Annotated in this window: 24 protein-coding genes and 1 pseudogene; 15 read left to right on the top strand and 10 right to left on the bottom strand. The window is 32.5% G+C overall.

Annotation, left to right across the window (positions count from 1 at the left end):
* Positions 1 to 504: 504 nt before the first annotated feature.
* The 6 genes and pseudogenes from AVL50_RS31160 to AVL50_RS31135 all read right to left on the bottom strand — a co-directional run.
* Positions 505 to 1,308, bottom strand: a complete 804-nt coding sequence (locus AVL50_RS31160) for a hypothetical protein (RefSeq protein ID WP_062621734.1) — start codon at positions 1,306 to 1,308, stop codon at positions 505 to 507.
* 165 nt (positions 1,309 to 1,473) lie between these two features.
* Entirely contained in the window at positions 1,474 to 1,992 is a 519-nt protein-coding gene (locus tag AVL50_RS31155; RefSeq protein WP_062621732.1) for a hypothetical protein, read from the bottom strand.
* A 113-nt stretch (positions 1,993 to 2,105) separates the two neighbouring features.
* Positions 2,106 to 2,471, bottom strand: a complete 366-nt coding sequence (locus AVL50_RS31150) for a hypothetical protein (RefSeq protein ID WP_062621730.1) — start codon at positions 2,469 to 2,471, stop codon at positions 2,106 to 2,108.
* A gap of 27 nt (positions 2,472 to 2,498) precedes the next feature.
* Positions 2,499 to 2,996, bottom strand: a complete 498-nt coding sequence (locus tag AVL50_RS31145) for a hypothetical protein (RefSeq protein ID WP_062621728.1) — start codon at positions 2,994 to 2,996, stop codon at positions 2,499 to 2,501.
* 47 nt (positions 2,997 to 3,043) lie between these two features.
* Positions 3,044 to 3,730 carry a carboxypeptidase regulatory-like domain-containing protein gene (locus AVL50_RS31140; RefSeq protein ID WP_062621727.1) on the bottom strand — a complete coding sequence of 229 codons (687 nt, stop codon included), beginning with the start codon at positions 3,728 to 3,730 and terminating at the stop codon, positions 3,044 to 3,046.
* Between the two features lie 147 nt (positions 3,731 to 3,877).
* Positions 3,878 to 4,975 (bottom strand): annotated as a pseudogene (locus AVL50_RS31135) (glycosyltransferase family 39 protein); the annotation flags it as partial.
* Positions 4,976 to 5,061: 86 nt separating this feature from the next.
* Between AVL50_RS31135 and AVL50_RS31130 the strand changes: the two are divergent.
* Positions 5,062 to 5,346 (top strand): transposase, encoded by a 285-nt coding sequence (locus AVL50_RS31130; RefSeq protein ID WP_062616435.1) that lies wholly within the window; start codon positions 5,062 to 5,064, stop codon positions 5,344 to 5,346.
* An 8-nt stretch (positions 5,347 to 5,354) separates the two neighbouring features.
* Positions 5,355 to 6,293 carry an IS3 family transposase gene (locus AVL50_RS31125; RefSeq protein WP_063851021.1) on the top strand — a complete coding sequence of 313 codons (939 nt, stop codon included), beginning with the start codon at positions 5,355 to 5,357 and terminating at the stop codon, positions 6,291 to 6,293.
* A 520-nt stretch (positions 6,294 to 6,813) separates the two neighbouring features.
* Here AVL50_RS31125 and AVL50_RS31115 read toward each other — a convergent pair.
* The 4 genes from AVL50_RS31115 to AVL50_RS33210 all read right to left on the bottom strand — a co-directional run bounded on the left by AVL50_RS31115 (position 6,814) and on the right by AVL50_RS33210 (position 9,928).
* Positions 6,814 to 7,353, bottom strand: a complete 540-nt coding sequence (locus AVL50_RS31115) for a hypothetical protein (protein ID WP_062621723.1) — start codon at positions 7,351 to 7,353, stop codon at positions 6,814 to 6,816.
* A 67-nt stretch (positions 7,354 to 7,420) separates the two neighbouring features.
* Positions 7,421 to 7,606: a hypothetical protein gene (locus tag AVL50_RS31110; protein ID WP_062621721.1), complete on the bottom strand. Its 186-nt coding sequence runs from the start codon at positions 7,604 to 7,606 to the stop codon at positions 7,421 to 7,423.
* 556 nt (positions 7,607 to 8,162) lie between these two features.
* Positions 8,163 to 9,449 (bottom strand): S41 family peptidase, encoded by a 1,287-nt coding sequence (locus AVL50_RS31105; RefSeq protein WP_062621719.1) that lies wholly within the window; start codon positions 9,447 to 9,449, stop codon positions 8,163 to 8,165.
* A gap of 11 nt (positions 9,450 to 9,460) precedes the next feature.
* Positions 9,461 to 9,928: a hypothetical protein gene (locus AVL50_RS33210; protein WP_157491734.1), complete on the bottom strand. Its 468-nt coding sequence runs from the start codon at positions 9,926 to 9,928 to the stop codon at positions 9,461 to 9,463.
* Between the two features lie 387 nt (positions 9,929 to 10,315).
* On the opposite strand from AVL50_RS33210, the gene AVL50_RS31095 reads away from it, so the two are divergent.
* The 13 genes from AVL50_RS31095 to AVL50_RS31035 all read left to right on the top strand — a co-directional run bounded on the left by AVL50_RS31095 (position 10,316) and on the right by AVL50_RS31035 (position 19,309).
* Positions 10,316 to 10,666, top strand: a complete 351-nt coding sequence (locus tag AVL50_RS31095; RefSeq protein WP_062621716.1) for a hypothetical protein — start codon at positions 10,316 to 10,318, stop codon at positions 10,664 to 10,666.
* 628 nt (positions 10,667 to 11,294) lie between these two features.
* Positions 11,295 to 12,221, top strand: coding sequence for a hypothetical protein (locus AVL50_RS31090; protein WP_062621715.1), 927 nt, complete (start codon positions 11,295 to 11,297; stop codon positions 12,219 to 12,221).
* 275 nt (positions 12,222 to 12,496) lie between these two features.
* The gene (locus tag AVL50_RS31085) at positions 12,497 to 13,180 is read left to right on the top strand and encodes a hypothetical protein (protein ID WP_172826958.1); all 684 of its coding nucleotides are present in this window, start codon (positions 12,497 to 12,499) and stop codon (positions 13,178 to 13,180) included.
* A gap of 162 nt (positions 13,181 to 13,342) precedes the next feature.
* Complete coding sequence (locus AVL50_RS31080) at positions 13,343 to 13,768, top strand: hypothetical protein (RefSeq protein ID WP_157491732.1); 426 nt, start codon at positions 13,343 to 13,345, stop codon at positions 13,766 to 13,768.
* Positions 13,769 to 13,896: 128 nt separating this feature from the next.
* Positions 13,897 to 14,379, top strand: coding sequence for a hypothetical protein (locus AVL50_RS31075; RefSeq protein WP_062621710.1), 483 nt, complete (start codon positions 13,897 to 13,899; stop codon positions 14,377 to 14,379).
* Positions 14,380 to 14,421: 42 nt separating this feature from the next.
* A complete protein-coding gene (locus tag AVL50_RS31070) occupies positions 14,422 to 15,264 on the top strand; it encodes an oxaloacetate decarboxylase (RefSeq protein ID WP_062621708.1) in 843 nt (280 codons plus the stop codon).
* A gap of 21 nt (positions 15,265 to 15,285) precedes the next feature.
* Complete coding sequence (locus AVL50_RS31065; protein WP_157491730.1) at positions 15,286 to 15,696, top strand: hypothetical protein; 411 nt, start codon at positions 15,286 to 15,288, stop codon at positions 15,694 to 15,696.
* 27 nt (positions 15,697 to 15,723) lie between these two features.
* On the top strand, positions 15,724 to 16,575 hold the full coding sequence (locus AVL50_RS31060; protein WP_062621704.1) for an AraC family transcriptional regulator: 852 nt from the start codon (positions 15,724 to 15,726) through the stop codon (positions 16,573 to 16,575).
* 89 nt (positions 16,576 to 16,664) lie between these two features.
* A complete protein-coding gene (locus AVL50_RS31055; RefSeq protein ID WP_062621702.1) occupies positions 16,665 to 17,024 on the top strand; it encodes a hypothetical protein in 360 nt (119 codons plus the stop codon).
* On the top strand, positions 17,024 to 17,413 hold the full coding sequence (locus AVL50_RS31050) for a DUF5367 family protein (protein ID WP_062621700.1): 390 nt from the start codon (positions 17,024 to 17,026) through the stop codon (positions 17,411 to 17,413). The genes AVL50_RS31055 and AVL50_RS31050 overlap by 1 nt, the downstream gene beginning before the upstream one ends.
* Positions 17,410 to 17,895 carry a DUF1772 domain-containing protein gene (locus tag AVL50_RS31045; RefSeq protein WP_062621698.1) on the top strand — a complete coding sequence of 162 codons (486 nt, stop codon included), beginning with the start codon at positions 17,410 to 17,412 and terminating at the stop codon, positions 17,893 to 17,895. The genes AVL50_RS31050 and AVL50_RS31045 overlap by 4 nt, the downstream gene beginning before the upstream one ends.
* A 12-nt stretch (positions 17,896 to 17,907) precedes the next feature.
* The gene (locus tag AVL50_RS31040) at positions 17,908 to 18,756 is read left to right on the top strand and encodes an SDR family oxidoreductase (protein ID WP_062621696.1); all 849 of its coding nucleotides are present in this window, start codon (positions 17,908 to 17,910) and stop codon (positions 18,754 to 18,756) included.
* Between the two features lie 163 nt (positions 18,757 to 18,919).
* A complete protein-coding gene (locus tag AVL50_RS31035; RefSeq protein WP_062621694.1) occupies positions 18,920 to 19,309 on the top strand; it encodes a VOC family protein in 390 nt (129 codons plus the stop codon).
* Positions 19,310 to 19,361: the final 52 nt, after the last annotated feature.

Here is a 19,361-nt window from a genome sequence, read left to right as displayed (position 1 = left end):
CAATACATCGGAAATTTAAAAGTTATCCATAAAAAGTTGTTTCCATCTCTTCCAAAATCCAAAAAGTTTATATAAAATTCTGTTTGTATTCTACATGCTAAATAAGGTAAAATTACGCTGAATAAAAGTACTATTAAAAGTAAAGCGTATTTGAGATTTAATGTTGAATAATTAATCTTTCTATTAAAAAAAATGAGAGTTAAAACTACTAATAACTCTGTAAACCAAAATAGATCAAACATAAACACTGGAATAGCAACCCTCTCTAAATTCATAAATTTTAATTCATTTTCTTTTTCAGTGGTTGTATTATACCCTAAAGCTGAATGATGGAGTAGCTTCTGAAAAGAAAATGTAAGTAATGTATAACAGTGGGATTATAAAAATAAGAAATAACCCTAACAGAAAATACTTTAAAGTACATTGGAATCCTATTTTATAACTTGGTATCATATTCGTTTCTTTGTACGATGTTTGTGATGGGTAAGTACAAATTCAAAATTATTATTCATACTTTACCTCACCGAAATTAAGGTACTCTGCTTGGTATTTTCCATCTTTGAAGTTTAACACAACATCAGATTCATTTTCTCCTTCTTGAAACCCTCTGTGAATCTTAAGTTTAATTTTTGAATCCTCAACAATTAAAGTATCTATCGTGTCGTATCCCCCATCATCATTTTTTAATTCTAAGTATGAATAAACAGAACCCCAACTGGCTTTTTTAGAATAATCATTTTCCACTAACTCAACTAATCCATAATAATTATTTGTGGTATCCTTTATAATTATTGGCTGGTCAACAGAGCACCCCATAAGCTCTCCTTGATAAACCACTCCCATACCAAAAAAATCAGTTCTTAAAAACTCAATACAAGTTCCATTTACAGTAAACTTCTCAGTTGCTGTCAAATCTTGAATTTTAAAAACTTGTCTTCCATTTACTATTCCTTTTATTGAATCAATTTCTATTTCTACGTACCAAAAAGATTTACAAAAACCCTCAAAATCTTTTCCTTGATTATACAAAGAATCAGATACGCTTTTTATATTTACAATTGCTCCATTTAGATTTGAAATATCAGCAATTACTTTTAAATCATAATCCAATAATTCGATCACTTCACCAATTAATACTGCTTCTCCGTTTGCTTTAGAAAACGTTATCTCTTTTTTGACAATTTCTGTTTTATGCAAGGTATCAACTTGTCCAACCGGCTGATTTATTGTCTGTTTGCTTTCCTTATTCTTAGGATTTACACAAGCACAAAAGCTTAGTATAATAATTGAAATTAAATATATTTTCATTGTTTTAAGTTTATTGCTATCCTTGGTTTTATTGTTACCAACAATAATGCTGTTTTATCTATTTTCAAATTAATTTCCCCTTCGATCTAAATTGGAAATCATAGTAGCCTCTTTTCTTCTACAAATCTTTTCAGCTGAATTTGCTTAATTATTTTGATACGCCTGTTATACCCTATAAAATATTTCGGCTCCGCCTGAACCAAATATCCCAAAATACTTTTCATCAGGAGAAAAACCACACCATTGTCCAAATTCCAATTCATGAAGTTTTATGAGATCATAATTTTTCCAAAACTCATTTTCAGAACGTCCAAAATGCTTGTAATCTGTAATTCCAAATATTTTCTCTTGTGATTCTTGCTGTATTTCAATCAAACTCCACCTATCTGTAGTGAAATGATTTCCATTTCCTCCTCTCAATCCAAATACTTTAACTTTTTGATTTCCTTCTTTTAGGTCAAACTCTAGATTATCTTTTGAAAGGCGTTGGATGAGATCATCATCTTCAATCATACTCTCCCTTTCACCTGTCAAAGGATCAGCGATTATAAAATAATCAGGGAACAACATAAATACTTTATTGTCTTGTGTCCAACCACATGCAAATAATCCTGCACCACCAATAAAAGAGCCACGTTTCCAAGGTGCACTTGGTTCTGTTAAATATGTTTTAATCTTCTTCATTTTTGTTTTATAAGTCTACGGGTTAACTCTTTATCCGTTGCTTTATCTGTGATTCTACTTTACCTGTTTATCTATTCCAAAAATGGTCAACTCCATTGTAAAGTTTAAATTCTTTATTCTTGTTGTCCCTGAAAAATTTCAACTTTAGTATTGGTCAGTTTTTCAAGGTTATTTATTTGAGACTTTGTAAGATCATTAATAAATACGACGATGTCACAATCAAACTGTTTTACCATCTCTTTTAATTCATCTACTTTTCCAGAACTAATATAAGTTTCAGTACTTAATGGTTTATTCAAGTCTTTAGAACCTCCAAGTTTTCTACTCCTAGATACTCCACGCCTTTGGATATGTTGTCCCACAATTTCTCCACCTAATTCTGTTATCCTCTTTTTAATGGATGGTAAATATTCTTCTAAGTCTATTTTATAAGAAACTAACCCTGAGATTATTATTTTATATCCAGTTAAGCTTTTCATCCTACTTGTTTCTAATATAAAATACGATTAATGTCCTTTTTCTAATTCAAAATAACCTTTTACCTTGTCCTCAAATTTCACAAAATCCTTAAATGGAAAATCTTTTTCTCGGTTTTTAGAAAATGATTCTTCTTTGAGTAAAAATGAAATTTTTTTAAGCTGGTAATAAGCTAGGATTATTAATTGCTTTTCCTTGATTTCAAACTCAATTGTCGTTTCAAAATCCTTAATTTTCTCTCCATATGGCTCATAGAAACCATCAACTTTTACATGAATCATATGTTGGCGATCTTGAATCCTTTTAATAATTATTCTTTCTCCTCCAGGCTCACCATACCAGAAAAATGTAGTCTCTTTCTGTTTATCCATCAATTGAGATAAAGATTTCATGAAATCGTAGTAAGGATCAGTAAATATATGTGAAATGGTGAGTTCAACCTTTTTATCATTAATATAAATCCAACATGTACTCCAACCATGTGGGTGCAGAGTCAGTAAAAAATCTATGTCATCAGTATTTTTCATTTTTGTTTTATAAGTCTACGGTTTTTAGGAAGGTTGTAAAGCGTTACTCATTTCAAATATTCTACATCTTTTCTAACCTGTTTACGCCATTTTTTCCCATAATAGTGATCCATTAACTCAAAAACTCTTTCATTATAGCTTTTGATGCATTCATCGATTGGAGGAGTACACCCGAAATCGTAATATTCCAAATTATATTTTTCTTCAAACCGGTTATCTGCACGAGTATTTGGTAAAGGTGCAATTGATCCAATCAATAATAATTTGGTTTTATTTTTCTTCCAATCAATGTCAGCTTGTTCTTGACTGTAATCACAATTGGCCTCAAGTGTCAAATTTGCAACGGTAACTTCAGAATTTATTTTAATGTCAAACTGAGGTTTACCGTAACCAAAAGCACTAAGTTTTAAACTATATATTTTACCAATTTCAAGATTAGTGAATTGATAGAAACCGGCACTATCAACCATGGTTATTCGTTCCTTAATTGGCTTGTCAAGATTAACAATTTCTATATAAACACTTGAAATAGGTTTCAAACCCGTTAATGATGATTTTACATAACCATGTAATTCCCCTTGAGCAAAACTCAAGTTGCAAGGCAAAACAAAAGCAATCAGGAATAATACGGTTAATGAAATTCTTCTCTGATTGTCCTGAGTAATTATTGCGTAGTATTCTATCAATGGAGTTAACTCAAATTTTCCAAAGAAAGGCAATTTATATGTCTTCATCCTTTTTTGTTTTGGACAATATTCTAAATATGGAAAGTAAGAAACTTCTTAAGCTCCAAGTTCTCAATCATGCTCTAATTGCTTGGGCATATTTTTCAAATTTAATATTACCTCGTATTACATATTTTTATGACCTGTTGGTTTTCTTTAGTCGAATATGTATTCCTCATAATCTTTCCACCACTTTTCGATATTGAGTTTAGGTTTTCTGCAAACATAAAGCGGAATGCCGTTTTCTTCCCCTATTGCATATTTGTGTGTAATTATTTTAATTAACACGACTTCTTCAAATACATATTCGACAGATGGCTTTTCATTCCCCAAACTAATCCAAACCTCCGCATCTTTATTTCCATATCCCCAAGTCCAAAAACTACCGTGTCTGCTTATCGGATTTGGTAAGTTATATTGCTTCCCTAAAATTTTGAGGGCTCCTGCTTCTCCGTAATTTTCAGCCCATAAAACGCAATTCTTTTTTTCTTTAGGAGTTAAAGATTGATACACGCTATCCACCAACTTTACTTGCTCTTCCCAGCCAAACATATCTGCATAATCTCCTGTCAATTCAACTCGTCCGTTTTTCTCTTCAAGATTTTTATACTCGACAAATTTTTCAATTGGCAGTAAAGGAGTAGCTTCTGGAATAAAATAAATGGAAGGCAACAGAATACTGCAACAAATCACATCAACCCAAAAAGGCTTTTTAGATAATAAAGATTCTATTTTGACCGCTCCACTGGCAAAAAGAACAGGGTAGATTGCAAATACATAATAGGCTTTTGATTTGAGCAACCACATTGTAAAAAAGATGACTATCGATGCAACTCCAACAGCTCTGTAGTTTCTTAATTTTTTATCTGCTATCAGAGCAACTACACCAAAAAGGCTTATGATCAGAGTTAGTGGAAAATTTAACTGTTCAAGCCCAAAATCTAAAGGACTAATTTCACTGAGTTGCTTTTCGTTGAGTGCTTCTAAATGTTTTAAAAGAGGGAATTCATTTTGAATTTGCCAAATCAAATTTGGTAAGAAAATCAACAATGAAATCAATGCGGATACATACAGCCATTTATTTTTAAATAGATTCCCTTTTTGATAAAAAAATAACCCAATAAAAATTCCAAATGCCCAAACTAATATTGTGTATTTGTTCAATACTCCTAAACTGAACGTAATTCCCAATAGGATTAGGAATTTCTTATTTTGAGAGTTAATGAATTTTATAGTAAAGTAAAATCCGAGCGTCCAAAATAATTGGTCAAATGCTACGTATAGTTACCCCATCAAAACGGACTGCAATCTAAATTAATAATTAAGTAAATTGCAGTGTTATGAAAAGTAAAAGAAAATTCACCTCAGAATTTAAAGCCAAAGTAGCTTTAGAAGCCATCAAGGATTTACAGACTACAACAGAATTAGCCCAAAAGTATGATCTTCATCCTACTCAGATCAGTACATGGAAAAAGGAATTTCTAGATGGTGCATCCAGTGTTTTTGAAAAGTCTAGAGAGAAAAAGAAGCTTCAAAAAGCGAGTGAAGGGAAAGAAGATGAGCTTTATGCGAAAATTGGTAAACTTCAAGTTGAAGTGGATTTTTTAAAGAAAGCCTTGTCGTAAATAAGTCGTTGTCAGAACGGAGAAAAATTGTCGACAAGGCTCATCCAGAGCTAAGCATCACACGTCAATGTCAGCTATTAAGTTTACAAAAATCTAGTTATTATTATAAGCCAAAAGGAGAGTCAGCACAAAATCTTGAGTTAATGAAGATCATAGATCAGCAGTATACAAAGCATCCTCACATGGGGGTTCCGAGTATGACTACTTGGTTGCGTCTGGATCAGGGAATGTTAGTCAACCATAAACGTATCGCCCGATTATACCGTATGATGGACCTGCAGGCACTTATTCCTGGTCCTCATACTTCAAAAGGGATAAAAGAGCACAAAAAGTATCCCTATCTCCTTCGTAATATGGTCATTAATAAAGTAAATCAAGTATGGGCAACCGATATCACCTACATTCCAATGGAAAAGGGTTTTATGTATTTAATGGCTGTAATTGATATACACAGCCGTTACATTGTAGGCTGGTCTCTTTCCAATACAATGGAAGCGGAATGGTGCAAAGAGACGATACAGGAATGTATAGAAGAGCATGGAGCACCGGAAATTGTCAATACAGATCAAGGGGCTCAATTTACAAGTGATGTATTTACAGAGTACTTGATTAGTCAAAGTGTAACCATCAGTATGGATGGTAAAGGAAGAGCAACTGATAATATATTTATAGAGCGTTTTTGGCGAAGTTTGAAATATGAGAAAATATATAAACATTCTTATAGTAATGGCCATCAGTTAGCTTTAGGGGTAATAGAATATATGTCTTACTATAATCACGAAAGACGACATAGTTCAATTGATAATCAAAAACCTTTCTATATCTTTGAGAAGGGTCGCCGAGACACAAGCTCAAAACCAAAAGAAAAACCACATTCTATGAGTTGTAAAGGCCAAGATGAATGGTCTGCCGCAGGCGCAACACAGACCAGCCTTGACAAATCATAAAATGGGTTTTAATAAAAGGTTTGAAGCTGAATCTCTCAAAAAAAGATAATTATCTTTTCCACTTAGACAGTCCAAACTAGTGGGGTAACTATAAAAATCAATAACATAACTGATTCAGAGATTAAAGATTCTTTTTTTGTTGCATTAGAATTATTGTAAAGGAATGATTCTGTCCAATAGAAAATTGCTGAGATTATCAGAACTGAAATCGTTACAAATGCATACATACCTCCTTGCCCTCCCGATTGTGACATATAGAATAGCGTAAGAGGTATTGATAATATTATACCGATCAATGATAACAGTCTTATAGGCCTAAAAAGTATATCCATTTATGCTTATTTTATAATCAAAAAATAGTTTTTATTTTTTTCACATGAAATTGATGTAATAAGAATGAAAACTATAAAAAGGTATTTTCTAATCATCGTTAAAAGATTTATTTTACACGTTTGTATTTAGTTTAATAAATGTTGCCCCACGGTTTTGATAATCGTAATCATTTAAATAAAAAATGTTTTCAATGGTTTTTATTTTTTTGTATCACGCTTTTTTTCTTTTTCTTCGGATTTTCCTCGTTAGGGACTTGATACTTTACTAAAAGTATTGTCTCCTTATTAAATTCTTCGACGCCTTTGCCAAAAGAACCAAATGAGAGACAAGAATTACCTAAGCTAATATATGTTATGCCATAGGGATTCTCTTTCATATTTAAACTCTCACTTAATTCAACACTATTCATTGAATATCCAAGGAGCAAAATAGGAGTTCCTTCATTATAAAACACTTGAGCTATTTGTCTTAATCGCTCATAAATGGCTTGATTGAGTAATGAATCTTGATCATATGCTTCTAAAAATGTCAAACAAGATGCCAAATTACAGAAGTCTATCTCCTTTGAGTAGTCATTGATTTTCAAATATTCTATTGGTTCTAGACTATCAATACAACGGTTGACATACTTATCTAGTAAAGGAGTTGAATATATTAAGTCTTTATCCTGCCCAAAAGCTAAGATTGATATTAGTTGCACTATTAATATGAATATTGCTCTTTTCATTTTGAATGTGGTACAACAGAATAGCTAACGACCGGTGGGTGGTGATTAGCTGATGTTCAACTTTATTTTAAATACCTCTAACTAATATTGGAAAAGCCTCACCACTATCATGACCTCCAATTAAAATCATCAGATTACTTATCCCATTTATTTGAAATAATTCTCCCTCCTCTTCAAGTTTCGCAAAAGCTTTATGAATAGGTTCCAATCCATAAGAAGTAAAAACTTTTCTTAACTCTTTATAGCCTTTCATTTTTTATGAGACTACGATCAGCATAATTTGATGCAAGTTCAGCTAAGGGGTTACAATACTCTAATGTAATGCCAGGCATTCCATAAAAACCTTTTGCGAAATCATAGCTAAAACCCATTGAAATACTTTCTGTACTACTCACTTCAAAATCCTCCCAATCAACTATTCCGTAACTTAACGCTGATACATCATCGTAATAGATATTGTCTTCAATTTCAATAAGTATAGCTTAAAGTTTTTCATTCATAAGCCCAATTCATTATTTATCTAACTCATCACCATCTAGATTTACTAAGGCACTTGTAATTTTTAAAATGGCATCCTATTCAGCTAGAATTTCAGGTATTTTTTATGCTATGATTCATTAATAACATTACTTTGATCATTAATGATAACTCTTTTTGGAAAAATCATCATTATCTCTTTTTAAAAATAAGAGAAATTAACTTCTAAACTCTTTTAAAACTTTCATATTGGTAAATGTCATATAAAAGAACTTTTCAGACCTTTACCTGTCTTTCCCTTCTGGGTATTAAAGCTAGAAGAAATTTACACTTCAATCAACCTTTCGTTTATTATTTTTCCGAATGTCTTCCAAAATCCAAGTCAGATCAGCATCTACTTTATTTTTCCAATTTTCCCATTTAGGTTGGATGTGAACATCAGGAAGGATACCCTCTGAAACGCTGTCTTGAAATTGATAATGTCTTTTTGAAAACTGAACCCACAGTTGAGAATTGGGTAAAGGAAAACCTTCAGCATCTTGGTAATCATTGGGGTTCGATCCTGTAGGTTCACCAACAATTTTTGCATTGAGTAATTCTTTACATTGTGCCGTATTACTCATTCCAGCCGAATAAGTAGTCCTATGTGTAATCACATACACCCCATCTTTCCAGTCAATTTGATTAATAAATGAAAGTGATTTTATAAGTTCTATGCCGATAAAAAAGTTACCACCGCCGTTATCTCTTAAATCAATAATGACATTTCGGAGATCTTTCTTGATAATATCTCGAGTGAGTGCAATAGCAAAACGCCGCATTTGTAATAATTCAGGATACCCAGAAAAATAAATGTAAGCGGTATGGAGTTCTTCCAACGGTTGATACCACAGATAAGGTACACCAATCACCGCATTTTCAAATTTAAAAGGGCTATTGAGTTGTATAGGAGCAGTAAGCGTTGAGAGGTATTCTGAATTGGGAACGGCATTTAATGATAGCTTTTTCTTGGTACTGTCCTCCAATTGAAATTCGAAAATGGCTGCATCTTCCTTTTTAGTGATACCAAACCCCTTCAATACTTTTGAATACTTCAGATAAGAGGCAAATCTTTCACTTTCTGAATACCAATTGTCGGTACATTGAGCCACAGACGAAACCTCTTTAATGATGTGAGTCAAAGGTGTACCATCTATAGATAAGAGCTTTGCTCCCAATAGTTCTGAGTGGTTTTTAGGTGTTCGAGTCACTCTAACTTCTTGCTCACTGAAAACAAAAAACTCCAATGGATAGGCATCATAATAATCACCTTGTTGCCATATTCCTGTGTGACTATCATCTAGTGATTTTATTATTTTTGCAAGCTGTAAATAAATCTCATCATCTGATAAATGTTGTAGTTTTTGCTGTAGAATATCAACCTGCTTTTGAACACTGTCTCTAGCATTACTATGATAAAGATGAATGTGCTTTGATTCTAAAGTAGTGATAAGGTATTCAATATCACTTTTCCATTTTTCTGGCGTCATTTCATTGCTGTTTTCAGGCGTACTTTCACAACTAACAAGAAAAAATAGTACTACTGAAAACAGCGTATTGGTATAAAAGGAAAGTTTCATAAATAGCTTCTTTAAAAGTAATAGGTAATTAAAGCATTAGGAAGGTAAACAATCATCACTGCGAAAGTTATGCTTAAAACAAAGCCCATCATTTTCAGTCGACCTGTTTTAAATAAATTGAAAACAGCAATAATAAGTGCAAAAATGGAAAGAAATAAAAATAAGTTGGCGTGAAAATCATCTATACTTTTGATAATGTAATAGTTCTCATTAATGTAAACTTCTAATAATGCACTGAGACTGAAAATCAATAAAAATAGATTGGTACTTTGTGCTTTGAAGAGTGTATTCAGCCCTGCCAAAAAAAGTACAATATAGATACTCCAGCGACTGATAAATAGTAAAATGGAATAATCTATATAGCGTTGTGTATTCTCATCGTTAAAAATAGAATTGTATTCGAAGAGGATCAAAATCAAGGAAAAAAGGACTAATAATCCCCCCGTTCCCTTTTGTAAGTGATTTTTATTGAGTAGCATTATATTTAGTTTGATTTATTACTTCACCATTACCCCATGACTTAAGCTGTGGGGTAATGATGAGCGAAAGCCTATTTTAAATCATTGTAAATAAAACCGTAATAAAATAGAGTTTATTACGATATTAAAGTTAACGTGAGAAGTTAAATGATACAACTTCTAATCAATAATCTCCTCTAGATAACATTAAGTAATAGTAATACATAAATAAAATTCATAAAGAGATTCTGGAAAAAATACTTGTTGTGCTACAATGTTTATTGTAATTTTATAAGCCTTGGGCAAAACTATTAATAATAGTAACTGTCAGATAATGAGATATCGCTAAATTACATCCGTAATTATGCTTACCTGACGTTATGATTTATACTTAAAAACTAAACAAAAATGAAGTACGCTGAATTTAAAATTGAAAATAATAAAATAGAATTTTTCAATTCTGTATTTGGAGTTGAAAGTGTTTTATTGAATGGCAAACCCTCTTCAAAAAAATTCTCCTTCTCTGGATTCAATCATCAACTGAGCCTTAATTCTAAAAACTTGACCTTGAAGTCCAATTACAAACAGTTCGGTAAAAGACAGATCGAATTAGAATTAATTCAAAATGGAGAGATAATAGAACAGCAGGTGGTAAAAACCAACGTTTTTCAAAGATTTTCTTGGGTATTTTTAGTCACTTTTTTGGGTATTGGAACCTATAAGATATTGAATTTCTTAATCGATAGCTTGACTTCGTAAAGGGTTTAAATTGTATATATGTTGATGCTTAAACTATTTATTCTAGTAATTAGTTTAAGCATCTTGGTAGGATGAATAACAGCAAACTTCAACGCTCTTTTTATCAAAGACTGAGAAGATTTTTGTTCTTGAAAGCATCTGTAAATTTACCTCCTTAAAGGCAAGCCATTAATTGATTATTATTTAAAAAAAGAAGTAATCACTGGGACATCTAAGAAACTATGGAATGATTGTAAAAATAGTTTTTATGAAGTTTACTATAATTCATCTAAAGGGCATCATTTCTAACAATCTGTATTACAAAATTCTACTTATCACCTATGATAGTCAACATAATATGATCCTTGTTTATAATCTAGCTCATTTAGATAATACTTCTAAGAATATTTGTATTGTAAATGTCTTCTTGAAAATCTCAACAATTTGTGACTATAATGATGAAGTTTTAGAAGGAAAAAATTAAACTCTAATAAATAAAAATTTCGCATCAATAATAACATCAATTCATCTTTAATGAATTAGATTTATGCATATCTTACAGAATCTTAAAGTACAAACTTTTTTTTTGAAAAATTAATGAAGATTTCAATAGATAATCCTGTAGGCCAAACATGAAAATTTAGATAACATGATTATTAAATCTCTCAAAACAACAGTCGGAATCATACTGATTCTAATAAGTTTTAAAACTCAGGCACAAACTCAGGGTCCTTTAGAAATAAAACCCTCAAATTCAGGTTCAACTTTACTTGTTGGAAGAAAAGATGGAAGTCCAAGTGTTAAATCAAGTCAATCAGGATCTGGACATCTTATATTAGATTCTGAATTTGGTAAATATGTAAGTGTAAATCACTATACCTCTGACAATGTCGTTTTAGGTTTCGGAGGAGGAAGCACTGGTATTGGTACAACCAATCCAAAAAGTAAGTTTCACATATACCAAGGATTATCAGGTGGTAACCCACATGGTTTTTCTGCTTTAACTGTTGAAGGTTCTGAACACTCAATGATATCAATATTAACTCCAAATGATAAAACTGCTTACTATGGTTTTGCTGACACTGATGATGACTTTGTTGGAGGAATGCAATATGAGCACTCAAATGATAAGTTAGTGTTTAGAACAAATAACCATACTAGCAATTTAATTATTAATAGCAATGGTAATGTTGGTATTGGAACAAATAACTCTTCATGGAGGTTAGCAGTAAATGGTAAAATTCTAGCTAAAGAAATTAAAGTACAAACTAACTGGGCTGATTTTGTATTTTATGAAGACTATGAGCTACCAACACTTCAAGAAGTTGAAGATTTCATAAAAGATAATGGACATTTAAAGGATATTCCAAATGAAAAAGAAGTAGAAGAAAATGGAGTTTTCTTAGGAGATATCAATTCAAAATTACTTCAGAAAATTGAAGAGTTAACTCTTTATACAATCCAACAAGAAAAGAAGATCCAAGAACTTGAAAGAGAAAATAAAGAGATGAAAGTTATAAATTTAAAATTACTTGAATTACAATCAAGGTTAGAAAAATTAGAATCAAAAAAATAATTTTAAATAAATGTATGAAGCATAAATCAAATTGATAGTTTATACTTCATACATTAACTTTAATGTGTAAACATGTTTAATTATTTCGCTTTACAACATTCAATAAAAACTTAAATACAACAAGCAAACTTTTGAAATATTAAGTAGACTCTATGTTTCAATAACTAATATCACAGAAAGAGATTTTAATAAGTTTAATTTTAACAGAATAAACATTAGTCACATCACTTTTTGCAATGAAATGCTTTATGTTTATTCATTTTTTCGAAATAAATATGAAAAGGCTAATAATCACCTTCGCTCTCCTATTCATTACTATCTGTGCTAATGCACAAACAAACCAATGTAAAGTGCTTCTTGACAAAATTGCTGGAAAGTATACTGGAGAATGTTTGAATGGACTGGCCAATGGAAAAGGAAAAGCCATTGGTGAAGATACGTATACTGGTACTTTTAAGGATGGATTGCCCGACGGTAAAGGGAAGTATTTATATAAAAATGGGGACCTCTATCAAGGGCACTGGCTCAATGGTGAAAAAAGTGGTAAGGGAAAGTTTGTATATAAAATTAACAGTAAAAAAAACACATTAACTGGCTACTGGGAAAATAATGAATATGTTGGGGTAACACCTCCAAATACCCCTTACCGAGTAACTTCAACTACTGGTATTATGAATTACAAGGTAGAAAAAAGTACATCGACCGATGAACGTAATAAGAAAGTAACTTTCTCCATAAAAAGTGCTTTTACGGATTTTGCTCCCTCGGATTTAAAAATTGAGAAATCTTCTGGACAAATTAATCAGCTTGGAAAAAAGTTCACTATTGATCAATATTTCAGTCCTCTTTTCTGTGAAGTAAGTTACACAATTGTAGTCGCTGACACTAGAAAGCAATGCCGATTTATCATTGAAATTTTAGATGACAGTTCATACTCTATTACACTGAGTAATGATTAAAGTAATTTTCAAAAACTATACTGGGTCAAGTCTTAAGCGGAAAGCGTGACTCGGACCTATTACTTAAAAAAATCTGAAAACTTTTAGTCTAAACTAATTGAAAATAAAAATATGAACAGCTTAAAAGAAAAATATCAAAAAACTAATTCACTAACTTCAAAAATGAAAATCATTCAACTCCTTTTTTTAGCCTTCACTTTAATGTCATGTGATGTAATGTACCGGGTTACCATTCGAAATTATGGTGACCCCAAAGAGGTAAAAGTGACCTGTAAGAAGGGAGCGGATTATTATCTGGATTCAGATTCTATTTATGTGTATAATATTGGAACCCGTGATTTAATTGAAAAAGTGAAAATTACAGCTATTGATTCTTCGAGTTATACGGTTCAAGTTTTAACAGAAACTGATGTAGTACTACTCCCCTTAAGAATTAATGCTTATACCATTAATTCTGTTGAATTAGAGCTAACAAAAGATTCGATATGGATGCTTTACCCCTTTGATAACAAACCTCAAATGAAGGAACTGAAAAAGAAAGGTTTAGTAAAAGGGAGCTTTGGGAATTATAAAATACTTTTGAAATAAACCTACACTGGTTCAGGTCTTAAGTGGAAAGCGTGACTTGGACCTACTTACTTAAAAAATCTGAAGACTTTAACATTATTGTTGTATTTTAAGCTATCTTCTTGGATCCTAAATATATTTTTAAAGCTATGGGTGATTTAGAAACAACAATACAAAACTTCAACCAACAATTCCCTAATTGTCTACAAAGTAAAATTTCATTATCTAAATATAAACGAGAGGAAATAACCTTATTTCTTGATAAGTATGCATTCTTAAAAATGAAAAAAAAATATGTCGATTTTTTATCGACATTTTCAGGAGTTTCCTATTTCAATCAAAAAAGCAATGAAGACTTTACTTTATACGGTTTTAATTATAATGGGATTTGCTTCAATGATAATGAATACTTTCAAGAACCTCTTGTTGATGCCAATGGCTATTTCTTATTTGGTCACTTATTTCAACTTGAGGAAAATATTTTTATTGATTTTGTTTTTAAAATCGAAGACAATCTAACTATTTATGCTAGAGAAAAGATTCTTCCAGAAGGAATCAAGTATACATTTTTATGTAACGAAATAGATGAACTGCTTCAGAAAGTACTATCAAATGAAATTATAGCAAAGTAAACCTGTTATCTATTCATACACTTTTTAGCTAAAAAAATTATCATGACACAAGACCTAATTCTAAAACAACTTATTGAAGACAAAGAAACACTCGTTATGCCTAATGCATATGATCCTATAAGTGCTAGAATTATTGAAGATTTGGGTTTCAAAGCCGTTCAATGCTCTGGTTATAGTTTTGCAATTGCATCTTGCAAAAAGGAAGAAATTGATATAGACTTTAAAGAAAACCTTTCCATTACCCATAAAATTGTTGATGCTGTTTCCATACCAGTTATGGCCGATGGAGAGGATGGTTTTGGAGGTATAGATTTCATACCTACTCTGATTGAAGAATTTTTAGATATTGGCGTTGCGGGAATTAATATTGAAGATCAAATTCTTGAGAAAAATACCAACAGAAAAATTGTAGAAAGTTCAGTTTTGGTAGAAAAAATTCAAGTGGCAAAGCAAAGTGCTCTCGACCATCATCACTCCCATTTTATTATCAATGGGAGAACGGATGCATTGAATACTTTCGGCACAAGAAAGGAAGGGTTGAAGGAATCAATAAAGAGAGCCAATCTATATTTGGAAGCTGGTGCAGACCTTGTTTTTATAACGGCTGTCAGTACCTTGGAAGAGGCGAAGTTACTGGTTCGTGAAATAAATGGCCCATTAAGTATCGCAGCAGGTTTACCCTACAACATCAATAATTTCTCTCTCAATGATCTTAAAGAAATTGGTGTTGCTAGGATAAGTTTGCCCACTATTGCAATACAAACCATCATAAAATCTTTGTCTCATTCATTTCAGGCATTAAACACAGGCGATTTTAAATCGCTAATGGATCAAGAAATGCTGTGTGAAAGTAATGATATTCAAAGGTTAATTGGAAGATTTTAGATGAATTTAGAATATAATAATATGATAAGTAAAAAAGATTTTAATAAAGTAGAGCATTATTGGATTATGAAAAATACCAATATGTTTTTTTTAGATAAAGAAGTGTTTATAATTATCGAAACCATTACCGATTACGAACAACCCCTTCCTGATATTTACAATGAACAAATTGATATTCTCAACTCCATTCTTTTAAAATGGGAGTTCTTAGTTTCCCAAATCGAAAATGGAATTTTAAGTTATGAGAAAATAACAAGGAAAAAGCTAATTGATTCTTTTAGCAGACCTCACATAAGGTTATTTATGGACGTTGAAACTGGAAAACCTGTCAAGGAAAATGAATGGTATTTTATTGTTGGAGTTAAAGAAAATGAAGAGTTTGGATGGCATTCTGAGTTTAAAGGACTTAATTACATCCAAACTTGGGTCTAACCTTTAATAAAAAAACAAAAGAACACAATGAACCGAGATATAATTGACATCAATGATTGTACGATATTGTTAGAAGAAGCTACTACAGAAGGTTCGTTGGTGGATGTCTGTTCTTTTGATGAACCTGTTGTGGGCATTGCATTTTATGGTGCAGGGAACGTGGGCTTGAATGTGAACTACAAGGAAAACACTAAAACATTTCAACATACTAAAGGAATGGTCCTCTCATTTTATGCAGATGAAAATGTGACTTTTGAACATCAGGTTTCAGCAGATAGGCCTTTGCAATGTGTGGTGATAGTGACGGCTTTAAGAAATGTCAGTCAACTGCCCAATGATGAAGGGCAATTGCTAGAAAAGTTTTTGTATGAGTTGGTGCACCCCAAAGATCACTACGTTGAAGGCCCCGTGTTTAATATGACACCAGAACTTTTTCAATTAGTAGGGTTATTTTTCAAAAATCAATACGAAGGGCAAGTGAAAATGATGTTTTACCGAAGTCATATGTCGGCGTTGTTATCTCATTATTTTGGACAGTTGGCCAGTCAAAATGTACTGAAAGTCAATACCGATGCACTTGAAAAAATCAACTTAGCACAAGAGATTCTATTATCCAATTTAGAAAACCCGCCTTCTTTAACTGAACTTGCTTCCAAAATTGGAACCAATACCAATAAACTGAAGAAAGAGTTTAAAGCTCAATTTGGTGTTCCGGTGTTTAAATACCTTCAAGAGGAACGTCTAAAAAAAGCGTATAACTTAATTAAAAACGAACAAAAGACCATTCAAGAAGCCGCTTGGAATGTGGGCTACGATAGCTTAGGTTCCTTCTCTAATGCCTTCGAAAAAAAATTCGGTTTTCGCCCTAGTCAAGTTTAAAATTCCTTTCAAATAAATCCCTCTCCTTTTCGAATAAGCCCCTCTAAGTCGGCTATTATACATTTGTGTCATAATCAAATCAAAAAATTATGACAACTGAATTTAATACGCTAAAAGGAGTCATCTGGATTGCTCTTATCATTTTCCTCACTGCAAAAGTATGGAGTTATCCTTCTGATCTTTCAGTTCAAAAAACAATTATTGTTCCCTCAATCAATGGAGATCATGAACTCCAAATGCAAGCCCTTTCTATACTTCAAAACAAATGCAATACCTGTCATCGAAAGAGGAATCCATTTATGATTTTCTCTCAGAAGAACATGAACAAACGTGCCCCAAAAATCAAGAAACAAGTCTTTGAACTTGGTCGCATGCCCAAAGAAGATGGCACACCCTTGACAGAAGCTGAATATTCTACTTTACAAAAATGGATTGATTCCCTACAATAATGAAAAATATCATCTTAAGCATCGTATATGCCCTTTTGGTATGGGCTTTAGGTGTAAGCCTATTCCTCAGTTCTTTTTATGTTCCAGTGTTAGAAAATACAGAACGACAAGCTGATATAGTGTTAGCGTTAGGAATCATCCCTAGCGCTACTTTGGGTACTTACTTGTTCTATCGAAAAGGAAAAATGAATCCTTCACATTTGGCCCTTTTGTTTGTTGTTGTCGCCGTATTGATGGACTTATTGATTACTGTTCCCGTTTTTATCATTCCAGCGGGCGGAAGTTATTCCGAATTTTTCCAAAATACCATGTTTTACACCATTGCTGTCGAATTCTATTTTATTGTATTCTATTTCGGGAAATACCTCACCAAAAGACAAGCATTATGAAAACAGGACTTCTATTTATTACAGTTCTATTAACAGCCCTTTCGGCGGGAATCTTTTTCACATGGTCTGTTTCGGTGATTTTAGGCACAAAAAAAGTTGGAGACTTCACTTACCTCGAAACCATGCAAAGCATTAATCGAGAAATCTTAAATCCTGTATTCTTTCTCGTCTTTTTTGGAAGTTTAATAACCCTAATCTCAACGTCCGTTTTAGAATTTCATCACCGCCCCTCATTCTGGTGGATCATCGCTTCTACGCTACTTTATTTGGTCGGTACTTTTGGAATTACAGCTTTTGGAAATGTTCCATTAAACAATGAATTAGAAGCTTTAAACCTAGTTCAACTCACTCCAAGTGAACTCAAAAATTTTAGAACCTATTATGAAACGCATTGGAACCAATACCATACCATCAGAACTGTAGCATCAATGCTTTCATTTATCCTTTTACTCATCGTAACATTTATCCAAACATCACTTTAAACATTTATCATTATGAACTCAAACATTTTAGTCATTGGCGGTACAGGCAAGACAGGCCGTCGAGTTGTAACGCAATTAGAAAACAAAGGAATTACCCCAAGAATTGGCTCTAGAACTGCCCCTATTCCTTTTGAGTGGTCCAACCCAAGTAACTGGACGGAAGTCCTCTCTGGCATTGAAAAAATGTATGTCACTTATTATCCCGACTTGGCCGTTCCAGGTGCAAAAGAAGCCATTGAAACTTTAACAAAAATTGCAAAGGAAACGGGTGTTCAAAAGATGGTTTTAATGTCAGGCAAAGGGGAAGCCGAAGCGGAAGCTTGTGAACAAATTGTGATGCATTCGGGATTAGATTATACGATTGTAAGAGCATCATGGCTTAATCAAAACTGGAGCGAAAGTTTCTTTTTGGACCCCATTCTTTCCGACGTAATTGCACTACCAATGTCGGAGGTTCTCATTCCCTTCGTTGATGCGGAAGATATAGCCGAAGTAGCCACCACTGCTTTATTAGATGAACATTATAATGGGCAAATCATAGAAGTAACAGGACCTGAATTACTTACTTTTAAAGACATTGTTCAAACCATTGGAAAGGTGAGTAATAGAGATTTGATTTTCCATGAAATCACACTTGACCAATACGTAGAGGGAATGAAACAAATACAATTACCCAATGATGTGATTTGGTTGATCGAGTACTTATTTAGCCATGTACTGACCAACCCCAAAAATCAAATTGTGAGTCGTGATGTCGAAAAGGTGTTGGGAAGAAAAGCTAGATCATTTTCAGCATTTGCGGAAGAAACTGTCAAAACTGGCGTCTGGAATCAAGTCGTTTCCCCTGCCAATCATTCATAGTACCCTTGACCACTCAGTGTATTTTGATATGCTGGGTGGTGTTTTCATCTCTTTTCAAATTTTCAAGGCTTTATAAATTCTACTCCTCCCAACTAAAGCATTGTAAAAAAGAAAAAGACATAGTAGCTTTCCTAAAAATAAACACCCAAAACGAAAAAGCACTATGAAATCAATCCATCGATTAATGACCAATATCTGCTCTGATAATTTAGCTGAAAGCCTGTATTTCTACACCGCATTATTCGATTTTAAAGTTGAATATAAGAGTGATTGGTTTATTCACCTTACTACAAAAGATGGAAAACTAGAACTCGGTATTATTGACCGAACAAATGAAATCGTACCCAAAGGCTTTCAAAATAATCCGCAAGGTTTCTACCTCACTTTTGTAGTGGAAAGTGCTGATGATTTTTTCGCAATTGCAAAGTCAGAAAATTTCAAAATCGTAAGTGAACCTACTGATACTTTTTATGGACAAAGGAGATTATTATTGAAAGACCCCAGTGGAACATTAGTAGATATCTCTTCTCCTATTAAAGATTTTGAATTTTAAGAAATGAAGGAAAAATAACCATGCAAATTACTATGTAGGGTCGTTGCATTGC

This window comes from Flammeovirga sp. SJP92 (assembly GCF_001583495.1).
Lineage (GTDB): Bacteria > Bacteroidota > Bacteroidia > Cytophagales > Flammeovirgaceae > Flammeovirga.
The sequence above is the reverse complement of the archived record's forward strand: the minus strand, read 5'-3'. Positions and strand labels throughout refer to the sequence as shown.